The following is a 13,119-nucleotide window of genomic DNA, read 5'->3' on the forward strand; positions in this document are numbered from 1 at the left end:
ACCCGTTTTTATTTATAATTATACTCCAAAATTCGCTTAATTAAAAGACTGATTTTTATATTCCAGTCTGATTTTATCTGCGATCAGTGCTATAAATTCTGAATTTGTGGGTTTACCCTTGCCGGTGCTTACTGTATATCCGAACAGTGCATCGATGGTATCCATTTTTCCGCGACTCCATGCAACTTCGATAGCATGACGGATCGCACGTTCCACCCTGCTTGGTGTTGTCTGATGGCGTTTCGCGATCGTCGGATACAGAACTTTGGTGATAGAATTCAGCATTTCCATATCATTGACGGACAGAATGATCGCATCCCGCAGGTACTGATAACCTTTAATATGCGCCGGAACACCGATCTCATGAATGATGTTCGTTACGTCTGTTTCCAGATTTGTTTCCGGCCCTGGCTGTCTCTTCTCTGTCATATTCGGTCTTGCGATCTCCCTCACTCTTCTGTCCCCGGTCTTACGGATATGTTTGATACGGTTTATAAGTGTGGTATTGTCAAAAGGTTTCAACACATAGTAGTCTGCTCCAAGACTGAACGCATCCTCTGTGATTCTCTCCTGTCCAACTGCGGATACTACGATAAATACCGGCACTTTTTTGACGTCTGCATCGTGGGAAAACTTCTCCATAACGGAGAGTCCGTCCATCTTCGGCATGATGATGTCGAGAATTACCACATCCGGCTCCTTGTCTTTTATAATGTTACATATTTCTTCTCCGTTATGTGCTTTTCCGACCAGTTCAAGGTCTTTATCCTGTTCGATCATCTGACCCAGCATATCTGCCATTTTCGCGTTATCGTCTGCAATTGCAACATTTAATTTGTCCATGAGGACCCTCCTAACTTCTGCTCTTGGGTTTCCAGACGTACCCCCAATGTCACCTTGTCAGCAGCCGACACCATTCGCTGCCTGCGTTTTTCTTTCCCCCTCCGCCGGTGACAAATTTATTATAGTGTAAATCCTATGGCGAAATCAAGATGAAAGTGTGTATTTTCTCCCACTTTCGTGCGATATTTTTCGACAATTTATTCGGTTTTTATGACGAAATTCACCTATAAACTCATTTTCTACCATCTTTTGAGTCTTTTTGAGATTATCTTCATTCTGCGTATTTCATCATATTCTCGATAAATATCCCATACCCGCCCGTCGCATCCTGAACAAAAACATGCGTCACAGCACCAAAAAGTTTTCCGTTCTGGATCACAGGACTTCCCGACATTCCCTGCACGATCCCGCCTGTTTTTTCCAGAAGCTCTTTATCTGTCACCTGGATTACAAAGCTTTTGTTGGTATCCTCATGATTCATGTCAATTCTTGTGATCTCTGCCGCATATTCTTTTACCTCTCCATCTGTTGAACACAAAATAGACGCCGGACCTGTTTTCAGATCCTGCTTGTAGCCGATAGAGATTTTTTCCAGATTCATGGCTTCCAGCTGGTCTGCCCGAAATGTTCCGAAAATTCCATTTTTACTGTTTTCGGATATGTTGCCAAGAATATTTTCTGAGTCATAGCGAATCAGCCCGGAAATCTCTCCGGGATTTCCTTTTTCGCCTTTTCGTACACCAAGAATCCGGGCATTATAAAGTTTTCCGTCTGCAATGCTTAAAAGCTCTCCGGTGTCCACATCACTGATTCCATGTCCAAGAGCTCCGTATCTTCCGTTTTCATCCACAAAAGTCAGCGTTCCGATTCCCTGTGTGTCATCTCTCACCCAGATTCCCAGCTTGTATTCCCCGTCTTTATCTTTTACCGGAGTCACAGAAAGCGGAATGGTTTCTTTGCCCCGACGCACCTTTAGCGTAACTTCTTTTTCATCAAGCTCTGCCAGCTCATCCAGAAGATCCTGTTTGCACTTTATCTTATCCTGATTGAAGGCTACGATATAATCTCCGGGCTTCACAATATCTCTGGCCGGCGTTTCTTTTTCACCGTTTTCCGAAAGGATCTCGCCGGTGTCAATGATCAGAACACCCTTTGTCTGCATATAGATTCCCACAGCTTCTCCACTTACATACACCTCTTTTGCCGAAGTGTTTTTTACCTTTACATCCTTAAAAGGAATCACACCCAGAACACGACAATGCAGGGTATAGCTGTCTTTTCCGGAAACCGTGATCGCATCATCAAACGTAACAAACGGCTGTTTTAAAAGTTTCGTCACTTCCTGGCTATCCTCATGATCCACCAGTATTTGATCCGGAATCTTACGGTCCAGAAGACGATATCCCATCCATCCCATCAGTGCCAGATCCAGAATCAAAAACATAAGGATCAGACACCGGTATTTTCCTTTTCTGCTCATCTTACGTCACATCCTTTGTAATTAATGATCATCCACTTTGCATAAAAAAAGAGAAGACTTGACCTTCACGGCCGGTCGTCCTCTCTTAGTATGTAACGTATGAATTATTTCAGTCTTGTATTTTTTTGCTGTTGTGCCAATTCTTTCATTTCTCTCGCGTTTTCAAGAACAGCCGGTGTGATCTCGGCTCCTCCCAAAAGTCTTGCAAGCTCCCTCACAACAGCCTCCCCGGAAAGCGGGTGGATCTGTGTGATGGTTTCCGTTCCTTCCACATGTTTTTCAATCTCGAAATGCGTATCTGCCATCGCTGCGATCTGTGGCAGATGTGTGATACATAAGACCTGCCTGTGCTGTCCGATGACTGCCATTTTTTCGGACACCTTCTGTGCGGTACGTCCGCTGATTCCGGTATCGATCTCATCAAAGATCAGAGTATCGATCTGATCCTTATCTGCAAGGATCGCCTTGATCGCGAGCATGATTCTGGAAAGCTCACCTCCGGATACGATCTGCCCCAGCGGTTTCCTGCTCTCGCCTGGATTCGTGGATATCTCATATTCCACCGTATCATACCCATTATCTGTATAATTTTTCCGGCGGTCAAAACGGATAGCAAAATCCACGTCCGCAAAATTCAGCTCTTTTAATCCTTCGATGATCTTTTCATCCAGCTGTTTACTGTATTCTTTCCTGATCTCGGACAGTTCATACGAAGCTTTTTCAAGGATTTTTTCTGAATTGGCAAGTTTTTCTTTCAGAAGCTGGAAATTTTCTTCAAATTTTTGAAGTTTTTCCAGTTTTTTCTGCTGTTCCTTCTGATAAGACAAAATCTCCTCTATTGTCTGACCATATTTCGCCTTCAGGCCATTGATGTGATCCAGTCTCTTCTCTGTCTCAAAAAAAATTTCCTCATCGAAGGTAAGGCTGTCAATGTAAGAGGAAAGTTCTCTACTAAAATCGCCAAGAAGCGAATCGATCTCTGTAAGCGTCTCCATAAGAGGTGCCAGCTCTTTATCATAATCGGAAACCCTGGAAAATTCTTTCAGAGCATTTCCTGTCATATCAGCCGCACCCCTGTCATAGCCTGTCATTTCGTGTACATTCTGTACGGATTCCATGATCTTTCTGGCATTGCTGAGCTTACGGTAACGCTCCTCCAGCGTTTCATCCTCGCCCAAAATGAGAGCTGCTTCTTCGATCTCATTGATCTCAAACTCGAGAAATGCTTTTTCGCGGTTGCGCTGTTCCTCATCCATATCCAGAGCATTCAGCTCATTCAGGCATCCCCTGTATTCTTTATAAGCATTCTTCACTTTTTCTCTTGCCGGAAGAATGCGCTCTTTTCCGTATACATCCAGAATCGCAAGCTGTTTGTCTCCATACAGGAGTGACTGATGCTCATGCTGCCCGTGGATGTCCAGAAGACAGGCTGCTGCCGCCTTCATCTGGCTGACCGTACTTGTCTCTCCGTTGATCTTGTTGATACTTCTGCCGTCCATGATCTTGCGTGACATCAACACCTGTCCGTCCTCCGGATAGATATCGAGTGCAGCAAGGGACTCCCTGGCTTTTGTGTTTTCGACCTGAAATAACAGCTCCACCAGAGCGTAAGAAGCATTCTCACGGATCATGCTTCGGGAAGTTTTTCCGCCCAGGATGAGCTGTATGGATCCTAACAGGATGGATTTTCCGGCACCGGTCTCACCGGTAAGAATATTTAAGCCCGGTCCGAATTCCACCTCTGTTTCCTCTATCAGTGCAAGATTTTTTACATGCAGATGTACTAACATTCGTTTCCTTTCTGTTCAAAATATTCTGTCGTTTTTATTTTCTTCCGGACAAAATCCCACTAAGCTTCTGGACTACGCCCGGTGCCTGCTCGGAGGTCTTTACCACACACATAATGGTATCGTCGCCTGCAATGCAGCCCAGGATCTCCGGCCACTTCATAGCATCCAGCGCCGCTGCTGCCGCCATCGCCATTCCGGGAATGGTTTTTACCACTACGATGTTCTGTCCGATATTCATGGACACCACCGCATCCTTCAGAACTCTGGCATATTTGTCACTTAAAAGATCCGGTGTATGCTCTTCCAGGATCGCATACCGGGATTTTCCGTTGCTGCCTGCAACCTTGGTCATTTTCAGGGCACGGATATCCCTGGAAACCGTTGCCTGTGTTACCCTGAACCCGGCTTCATTAAGCCTGGCCGCAAGCTCCTCCTGTGTATCGATCTCATACTGTCGGATCAGTTCGATTATTTTTTCATGTCTCGCTACTTTCACAATTGAACCTCCTGCATCAGCTGTTGCTCATTTTCTGTCTCAGAACCTCCACAAAGCTCAGATGATTCAGCTTAAGGATCTTCGTTCTGGCTGTGGCCTTGCGGATCACGATCCGGTCACCTGTAACCATGGATATCTGGGTATCTCCGTCAAAAGAAGCCACTGCATTCTCAATGGTATTATGTCTTCCCTCTCCGATCTCCACAGTGACTTCCTCTTCCTCTGAAAGAATAATGCTTCTTGTATTCATGGTATGAGGCGCGATGGGCGTCATGATCATCATACTGGCACTTGGAGATACCACAGGTCCTCCTGCTGACAGGCTGTAGCCTGTGGAACCAGTAGGCGTGGAAATGATGATTCCATCCGCATTATAGGAATTCATATACGCATCATTGACATAATTTTTGAACCGGATCACACGAAGGTGTCCCTCTCGTCCGATGACAATATCATTTAATGCAATATCCTTTCCGATAAGTTCTTCACCACGATAGATTCTGCCCTCCAGCATCATCCGCTCTTCCAACTCATAATCATCCGTAAGCAGACGTTCCAGTGCCGGATATATGGAATTCTTGTCAACCTCTGCCAGAAATCCCAGGGTTCCCAGGTTGATTCCGATAAGAGGAATATCTTTGTGCACCACATCACGGGCAGCCTGAAGAAGTGTTCCGTCACCACCCAGAACAATGATACACTGAGTATCTTCGGGAATTCCGTCCGGGTCTGTATAATGGTATGGACCCTCCATCTTCTCCGTGATCTGCTGTACATGACATCTAGCTCCTCTTTGTTCCAGATACCCAATGATCCTGTTGGAAAATGCCAGAGACGGATCCTTTGCACTGTTTGGAATTATATAAAATCTGTCCATTTTTGCTTCAGTCCTTTCCAAACATCAGTCCAGCTGGCCGTGAGCTTCCTTTACAACGTCCTCTACAGATACCTCAAGACTCATAGGTACTTCTGTTCCTTCCGGATGTTTCTTAAGATGAAGAAGGTATTCTATATTTCCCTCTGGTCCCTTGATCGGGGAGAAAGAAAGATGGCAGGGCTCCATGGCAATGCTCATGGCATAGTCTCTGACCTTCTCAATGACCTCCTGGTGAACTGCCGGATCACGTACAACACCCTTCTTGCCCACCTTCTCTCTGCCAGCCTCAAACTGCGGTTTGATAAGGCAGACGATCTCGCCATCTTCTGTGAGAAGATTTCTCACCGGAAGAAGAACCTTTGTCAGAGAAATAAAGGAAACGTCGATGGAAGAAAAAGCTGCCGGGCCTTCCAGATCCTCCGGTACCACATACCGGATATTGGTCTTTTCCATGCATACGACTCTCGGATCGTTCCGAAGCTTCCAGTCCAGCTGGCCATATCCCACATCAATGGAATACACCTTCACTGCCCCGTTCTGAAGCATGCAGTCTGTAAATCCACCGGTGGACGCACCTACATCCATGCATACCTTATCCTTCAGTGTCACGCCGAAATTTTTCATCGCTTTTTCAAGCTTCAGACCGCCTCTGCTTACATAAGGCAGTGTCTTTCCTCTTACTTCCAGCTTCGCAGTCTCCGGAAACATGGATCCCGCCTTGTCTTCTTTCTGTCCGTTGACATATACTTCTCCGGACATGATATATGCTTTCGCTTTTTCACGTGACGGTGCAAGTCCCTGCTCCACCATCATGATGTCAAGTCTTTTTTTCATGCTATCCTCCAACAGCCCGGCTCTTGATCGCCGGGCTGTAAAACGCCGCTCAGGTTTTTACTTCCTGCAAAGGCCACATTTTTTATTTTCTTTTATCCTCAAGATCTGTCCGGCACTGTTCAACAGCCTCCAGGATTCCCTGCACATTCAGACCGGTTTTTGCCCGCTGGCTTCCCACGGTTCCGTGCTCAATAAAGCGGTCTCCGATTGCCAGTGGCAGTACTCTTACTTCCGGATGACAGGCCTCCATGTAGGCTGATACATGTTCTCCGAATCCACCGCTTTTTACATTCTCCTCCACAGTTACCAGAAGGCTGTGATTTCTGGAAAGCTCATCAAGAAGGCTGGTATCCAGCGGTTTTACAAAACGTGCATTAACAAGAGTCGCCTCTGCCAAGCCCTGATCTTTCAGTTCCTCACAGACTTTCTGACAGACAGAAACCATACTGCCCACGCCAAGAACAGCAATATCGCTTCCCCGGGTGATGACCTCACTTCTGCCCTTCTCTAACGGCTCATTATAGTCTTCCATCTCCGTGCAGACAGCACCCTTCGGATAGCGGATCGCACAGGGGCCGTCAAGCTCCACTGCGTACTTCAGCATATCCGCCAGTTCTTTTCCGTTCTTCGGTGCCATAACTGTCATATTAGGGATCATGGACAAATACGAAAGATCAAAGCATCCATGATGGGTTTCTCCGTCTGCTCCCACAAACCCTGCACGGTCAATGGCAAAGATCACATGCAGATTCTGCATACATACATCATGAACGATCTGATCAAAGCCTCTCTGCAGGAAAGAAGAATAAACGGCAAATACCGGGATCATTCCACCAAGTGCCAGACCTGCCGCAAAGGTTACTGCATGCTCCTCCGCAATTCCTACGTCAAAAAATCTCTCCGGAAATTTCTTCTGGAAACGGCTGAGCCCGGTTCCGTCCGGCATGGCTGCCGTGATCGCAACTACCTTTGGATTCTTTTCCGCTACGGAGCACAGTGCTCTGGAAAAACAGTCTGTATAACAGGGAACTGTTTTTTCGGCAAGAGTCTTACCGCTCTGAATATCAAATGGGCCCGTTCCGTGGAAACGCTCCGGATGCATGGATGCCGGTCCGTAGCCTCTTCCCTTTTCGGTAAGCACATGTACCACTACAGGTCCTTCCACACGCTTGGCCTCATTAAAAAGCTTCATCATCTGACGCATATTGTGACCATCCACAGGACCCAGATAAGTCAGTCCCATGTTCTCAAAGAGCATTCCCGGTATGATCAGCTGCTTGATACTGCTCTTCGTTTTCCGCACAGTATCTACCACAGCTGTTCCCACATGAGGAATCTTTTTCAGGGTCTTTGTAACCCCCAGTTTCATACCTGTGTAAACCTCTGCAGTACGCAGAACACTTAAATATGTGGACATTCCGCCTACATTCTTGGAAATGGACATATTGTTATCATTGATAATAATGATAAAATTCGTCTTCAGCTCTGCCGCATTATTCAACGCTTCATACGCCATTCCACCAGTAAGTGCACCATCTCCGATCACGGAAACTACGTTGTATTTTTCTCCCAGGAGATCTCTTGCACGGACATAGCCAAGTCCTGCGGAAATGGAATTGGAACTGTGTCCTGTATCAAAAGAATCACAGTCGCTCTCATTTCTCTTCGGGAAGCCGCTTAAGCCACCTTCTTTTCGCAGTTCCTTAAAGCCATCCTTTCTTCCTGTAAGGATCTTATGTGTATAAGCCTGATGTCCCACATCCCAGATCAGCTTATCCTGTGGAAAATCAAGCACATTGTGCAAGGCAAGTGTCAGCTCTACCACACCCAGATTGGATGCCAGATGTCCGCCTGTCTCACTTACTGTCTGGATCAAAAAGCTCCTGATTTCCTCGGCAAGGCGTGGAAAATCCTCCAACGAAACTTTATGAATATCATTTGGCTTTTTAATTTTTTCCAGAATCATTCGTATCCTTCCTTTGTTCTTTCTATTTCCTGCGGCTTACAAGGCTTTCCACAAGAAGCTCCAGAAACTCATTCTTCCGTGAAAGCCCCGCAAGAAGCTCTACCGCATGATCAGAAAGTTCTTTTACCTTTCCGGCTGCCGCCGCGCTCCCCATAAGGCTCACATACGTGACCTTATTGTTCTTCTCATCACTGTGGATCGGTTTTCCAAGTTCCTCCTGGGTGCTTGTCACATCCAGAATATCATCCTGGATCTGGAAAGCCAGTCCGATCTCTCCGGCAGCCTGCTCCACAGTCCTGATCTCCGCTTCCGATGCACCTGCCAGAACAGCACCTGTCATCATGGAAGCCTCAATCAGCGCGGAGGTCTTATTCTTATATATATAATCCAGCATTTCCCGCCTCAGAGGCTTGCCATCGTTCTCAACATCCACACTCTGGCCACCCAGCATTCCGTTAATGCCGGTCTTACCTGCCATGATCTGCATGGCTTTTATCACACGTTCCTTATCCTCTGTCAAATCAAAAGCTGTGAGCATGACTTCATACGCACGGTTCAGAAGTGCCACTCCACTTAAAACACCCATGGCTTCACCGTACACCTTATGAGTCGTCAGTCTGCCACGGCGGTAATCATCGTTATCCAGTGCCGGAAGATCGTCATGAATAAGAGAATGTGTATGTATCATCTCCATGGCCGCCATAAAAGGCTCGCAAAGCTCTCCCTCACCTCCAAAAAGGCGGTAAGTCTCCCGGATCAGGATCGGGCGGAGTCTTTTTCCGCCGGCTGTCATGCTGTAATTCATAGCCTCTGCCATTGTTCTGGCAAAGCCTTTCTCCTCCGGAAGATATTTGCGGATCACGCTTTCTGCATCTTCCGTTCTTTTTTTGAGTTCTTCTTTAAAATTCACGAAATGTCCCATCCTCATTCATCTGAAGCATCTTTTTTTCTACTGTGTCAAGCCTTCCGCTCAGATCCTTAAGAAGCTCCATACCCTGTCTGTAGAGACGGAAAGATTCCTCAAGAGGCGTATCCCTGTCTTCCAGCTTCTGTGCCAGCAGATCAAGCTCGCCAAAAGTCTCCTCTATGGATCTCGCTTCTTTTTTTTCTTCTGTCTCTGCCATTATCGTTCTTCCCTTCTGCTGCTGTCCGCAACTGCTTCTATCACTCCGTCTGTCACTGCAATGGAAAGCCGGTCACCTTTTTTTACCTGGGTAATGCTGGTTATAGCATGTCCGTCTGCGCCAGACACAAAAGAATACCCGCCATTCAGTTTACGCAAAGGGGAAAGTCCCTCAAACCGTTGGATCCATACAGCCAGCTCATGGCGCTTCTCTGTAAGCTTACGCTCTATAGCCGCGTTAAGTCTCTCTTCCATATCTGCCGCATAGATACGTTTCTCCCGAAGCATGGACTCCGGATTTAAATACTTAAATTTCAGTTCAAAAGCCCGCAGCCTCTCGGCAAAAAGCTCCACCTTACTGTCCATACCTCGCTGCAGACGTTCCCTGTATATGCGGAAGCTTTCCATAACACTGCGGAAATCATCCACCGCAAGCTCTGTCGCTGCAGACGGCGTAGGTGCCCGCAGATCAGCCACAAAATCCGCAATGGTAAAATCGGTTTCATGACCTACAGCCGAGATCACCGGTGTCCTGCACTCAAAAATAGCCCTGGCCACAATCTCCTCATTGAAAGCCCAGAGGTCTTCAATGGAACCACCGCCACGACCTACAATGATCACATCCACGCCTGCTTCATCCAGCATGCGGATGCCTTTTACAATGCTCTCAGCCGCACCGTCTCCCTGGACAAGTGCCGGATAGAGAATGATCTGCAGATACGGATTCCTTCTTCCTGCAATATTGCGAATATCCTGTATTGCCGCACCGGTAGGTGCTGTCACAACTCCCAGAGTATGAATAAAATGCGGAATCGGCTGCTTGTACTCCCGGGCAAACATACCCATATCCTCAAGTTCCTGCTTCAGTGCCAGATACCTCTCATAAAGTGCTCCTGCACCTTCCAGAGTGATCTCCTTTGCATAAAGCTGATATCGTCCATCTCTTTCATAAACGTCTACCGTTCCGCCTACGACTACCTTATCTCCGTCTTTCATGCGGAAAGCCAGACCCCGGCGCTGACCGGCAAACATCACGCAGCTTAAGGTTCCTGTCTCATCTTTCAGTGAAAAGTAAACATGGCCGCTTGTATGATATTTACAGTTAGACACTTCCCCCTTCACATAAACCTTCCGGAGAAAGTAATCCTGGGTAAACATATTTTTGACGTAGTGATTTACCTGGCCGACAGAATAGACGTTTTTCATTCTTCCGATGCGATTTTTCCGAGGACTCCGTTTACAAAGGAGCCGGAAGCATCACCGCCAAAATTCTTGGCAAGCTCTACAGCCTCATTGATAGCAACTCCTGTAGGCACATCTTCATCGTACTTCATCTCATATACAGCAAGACGAAGCGCGGTAAGATCCACACGGCTCATTCGTTTGGTCTTCCAGCCGTTACTTGCGCCATTTAAAAGTGCATCAATATCCTCCAGATGCTCTTTTACATGTGCATATTTTTTCTTCATATATTCCTGGTCCTGCTCAGAAAGCTCGCCCAGACTCTCAAAGTAAAGAGAAAGCTGTTCTGTCATCTCTTCCTCTGAATTAAACTCTGTCATGAACAGAAGCTTAAATATGTGTTCTCTCTGTTCTCTTCTTCTCATAATTTCCTCCTAAGACGGAAAAAAGGAAAGGGTTACTTTCCTTTTTCGTTCTCCATATCCACGCTGGCAATGTGAATGTTTACATCTGCAACCTCAAGTCCTGTCATATTCTCAATAGCGGCTTTTACCTTCTCCTGAACCTTCTTGCTTGTCTCAAGAATGTTTCTGCCAAACTCGATGTTCAGTGACAGATCTACAGTTACCACACCTTCCAGAATCGTTACCGTAACACCCTTGGACAGGTTCTTCTTGCCAAGCTTGCTTACCAGCTCGTTGGTAATGTTTCCTGCCATGGAAGCAACGCCGTCAACATCAGTTGCAGCAAGTCCTGCGATAATGGCAACGACTTCATCTGCAATGTGAACCTCACCGATTCCGCCCAGATCCTGTATCTTATATGTTGTTCTTTTTTCTGCCATGGAAAACCCTCCTACAGATATAATATTTTGTTCGTAATTTTATACTATTATACCAAAAAATGTATCAGAATAAAAGGGCTTATTTACTGAATTCTGTCAGTACAAGATCCGGGTTCCTGTCTTCTACCATGCCAACGCTCCATGCGTTGATAAAGAGCAGCAGCGGATTTCCTTTAAGGTCTGTAACCTTCTTCATATCAGAGGTTCCCACGATCTTATCTACCTTCACTGCTTCCTTGTTTGCAATCCAGCGGATATGCTCATACGGAAGCGGCTCCAGACGGATCTCCACATTATATTCATTCTCCAGACGGTACTTCAGAACATCAAACTGCAGCACACCTACAACACCTACGATGATCTCCTCCATACCGGTGTTGAATTCCTGGAAAATCTGAATAGCACCTTCCTGTGCGATCTGGTTGATACCTTTTACAAACTGCTTACGCTTCATGGTATCGATCTGGCGCACACGTGCAAAATGCTCCGGTGCAAAGGTCGGAATTCCTTCAAACGCAAATTTCTTTCCTGGTGCACAGATGGTATCTCCGATGGAAAAAATACCTGGGTCAAACACACCGATGATATCTCCTGCATAAGCCTCGTTTACAACATGACGGGATTCTGCCATCATCTGCTGTGGCTGGAGAAGTCTCATCTTCTTGTCGCCCTGTACATGATATACCTCTTTTGTGGCGTCAAACTTGCCGGAACAGATTCTCATAAACGCGATACGGTCTCTGTGGGCTTTGTTCATATTCGCCTGGATCTTAAATACAAAGGCAGAAAAATCATCGCTCATAGGATCTACCGGACCACAGTCAGCAGTTCTCGGAAGCGGAGATGTTGTCATCTTAAGGAAATGCTCAAGGAAAGTCTCCACACCAAAGTTGGTAAGAGCTGAACCGAAAAATACCGGTGTCAGCTGACCTTTACTGACTTCTTCCTGGGAAAACTCTGCGCTCGCACCATCCAGAAGCTCGATTTCTTCCATCAGCTGCTCTTTCTGCTCCGGATCCATCACTTCGTCTGCATGCGGATCATCAATATCGATCTCCTCGATCACACCTTCCTTGGTACCCTTCTGTGTATCAGAGAAAGTAAGGATCTTCTTTGTATTGCGGTCAAAAACTCCACGGAATTTCTTACCGGAACCGATCGGCCAGTTGATCGGGCAGGTAGCAATGCCAAGCTCTTTCTCGATCTCGTCCAGAAGATCGAAGGTATCATTGGCATCCCTGTCCATCTTATTGATAAAGGTAAAGATCGGGATATGTCTCATAACACAGACTTTGAAAAGTTTTCGGGTCTGCGCCTCAACACCCTTGGACCCGTCAATGACCATGACCGCAGAATCTGCTGCCATCAGGGTACGGTAGGTATCCTCGGAGAAATCCTGGTGTCCCGGTGTATCCAGAATGTTGATACAATATCCGTCATAATGGAACTGAAGGACTGAAGAAGTAACGGAAATACCTCTCTCCTTCTCGATCTCCATCCAGTCAGACACTGCATGGCGGGCCGTAGCCTTACCTTTTACGCTTCCGGCCAGGTTGATGGCCCCTCCATACAGCAGGAATTTTTCAGTTAATGTTGTTTTACCGGCATCCGGATGGGAGATAATGGCAAATGTTCTTCTTTTTTCTATTTCTTTCGTATACTTCGACACGTGAGCCTCCTGTAT

The 13,119-nt window shown here is 46.5% G+C and carries 13 protein-coding genes; all 13 read right to left on the reverse strand.

Going from position 1 to position 13,119, the window contains the following annotated elements; translation table 11 throughout:
- Nucleotides 1–36: 36 nt before the first annotated feature.
- Nucleotides 37–843, reverse strand: a complete 807-nt coding sequence (gene spo0A, locus WMO28_RS01560; protein WP_178642960.1) for a sporulation transcription factor Spo0A — start codon at nucleotides 841–843, stop codon at nucleotides 37–39.
- 271 nt (nucleotides 844–1,114) lie between these two features.
- Entirely contained in the window at nucleotides 1,115–2,323 is a 1,209-nt protein-coding gene (spoIVB, locus tag WMO28_RS01565) for a SpoIVB peptidase (RefSeq protein ID WP_349055843.1), read from the reverse strand.
- A 104-nt stretch (nucleotides 2,324–2,427) separates the two neighbouring features.
- Nucleotides 2,428–4,113: a DNA repair protein RecN gene (gene recN / locus WMO28_RS01570; protein ID WP_349055844.1), complete on the reverse strand. Its 1,686-nt coding sequence runs from the start codon at nucleotides 4,111–4,113 to the stop codon at nucleotides 2,428–2,430.
- 34 nt (nucleotides 4,114–4,147) lie between these two features.
- Nucleotides 4,148–4,609 (reverse strand): arginine repressor, encoded by a 462-nt coding sequence (argR, locus tag WMO28_RS01575; RefSeq protein ID WP_178642965.1) that lies wholly within the window; start codon nucleotides 4,607–4,609, stop codon nucleotides 4,148–4,150.
- Nucleotides 4,610–4,625: 16 nt separating this feature from the next.
- Nucleotides 4,626–5,486 carry an NAD(+)/NADH kinase gene (locus WMO28_RS01580; protein WP_349055845.1) on the reverse strand — a complete coding sequence of 287 codons (861 nt, stop codon included), beginning with the start codon at nucleotides 5,484–5,486 and terminating at the stop codon, nucleotides 4,626–4,628.
- Between the two features lie 24 nt (nucleotides 5,487–5,510).
- Nucleotides 5,511–6,320, reverse strand: a complete 810-nt coding sequence (locus WMO28_RS01585; RefSeq protein ID WP_178642969.1) for a TlyA family rRNA (cytidine-2'-O)-methyltransferase — start codon at nucleotides 6,318–6,320, stop codon at nucleotides 5,511–5,513.
- An 82-nt stretch (nucleotides 6,321–6,402) separates the two neighbouring features.
- Nucleotides 6,403–8,286 (reverse strand): 1-deoxy-D-xylulose-5-phosphate synthase, encoded by a 1,884-nt coding sequence (gene dxs, locus WMO28_RS01590; RefSeq protein ID WP_349055846.1) that lies wholly within the window; start codon nucleotides 8,284–8,286, stop codon nucleotides 6,403–6,405.
- Nucleotides 8,287–8,308: 22 nt separating this feature from the next.
- A complete protein-coding gene (locus WMO28_RS01595) occupies nucleotides 8,309–9,196 on the reverse strand; it encodes a farnesyl diphosphate synthase (protein ID WP_178642973.1) in 888 nt (295 codons plus the stop codon).
- A complete protein-coding gene (gene xseB / locus WMO28_RS01600; protein ID WP_178642976.1) occupies nucleotides 9,186–9,410 on the reverse strand; it encodes an exodeoxyribonuclease VII small subunit in 225 nt (74 codons plus the stop codon). The genes WMO28_RS01595 and xseB overlap by 11 nt, the downstream gene beginning before the upstream one ends.
- Nucleotides 9,410–10,615, reverse strand: a complete 1,206-nt coding sequence (gene xseA, locus WMO28_RS01605; protein WP_349055847.1) for an exodeoxyribonuclease VII large subunit — start codon at nucleotides 10,613–10,615, stop codon at nucleotides 9,410–9,412. Before xseA ends, xseB begins: the two co-directional genes overlap by 1 nt.
- The gene (gene nusB, locus WMO28_RS01610) at nucleotides 10,612–11,016 is read right to left on the reverse strand and encodes a transcription antitermination factor NusB (RefSeq protein ID WP_178643630.1); all 405 of its coding nucleotides are present in this window, start codon (nucleotides 11,014–11,016) and stop codon (nucleotides 10,612–10,614) included. The genes xseA and nusB overlap by 4 nt, the downstream gene beginning before the upstream one ends.
- Before the next feature lie 32 nt (nucleotides 11,017–11,048).
- Nucleotides 11,049–11,435: an Asp23/Gls24 family envelope stress response protein gene (locus tag WMO28_RS01615; RefSeq protein ID WP_349055849.1), complete on the reverse strand. Its 387-nt coding sequence runs from the start codon at nucleotides 11,433–11,435 to the stop codon at nucleotides 11,049–11,051.
- 79 nt (nucleotides 11,436–11,514) lie between these two features.
- Nucleotides 11,515–13,104, reverse strand: coding sequence for a peptide chain release factor 3 (locus WMO28_RS01620; protein ID WP_178641426.1), 1,590 nt, complete (start codon nucleotides 13,102–13,104; stop codon nucleotides 11,515–11,517).
- Nucleotides 13,105–13,119 lie beyond the last annotated feature (15 nt).

The sequence above is a fragment of the Blautia aquisgranensis genome (assembly GCF_040096615.1).
GTDB lineage: Bacteria > Bacillota > Clostridia > Lachnospirales > Lachnospiraceae > Blautia_A > Blautia_A aquisgranensis.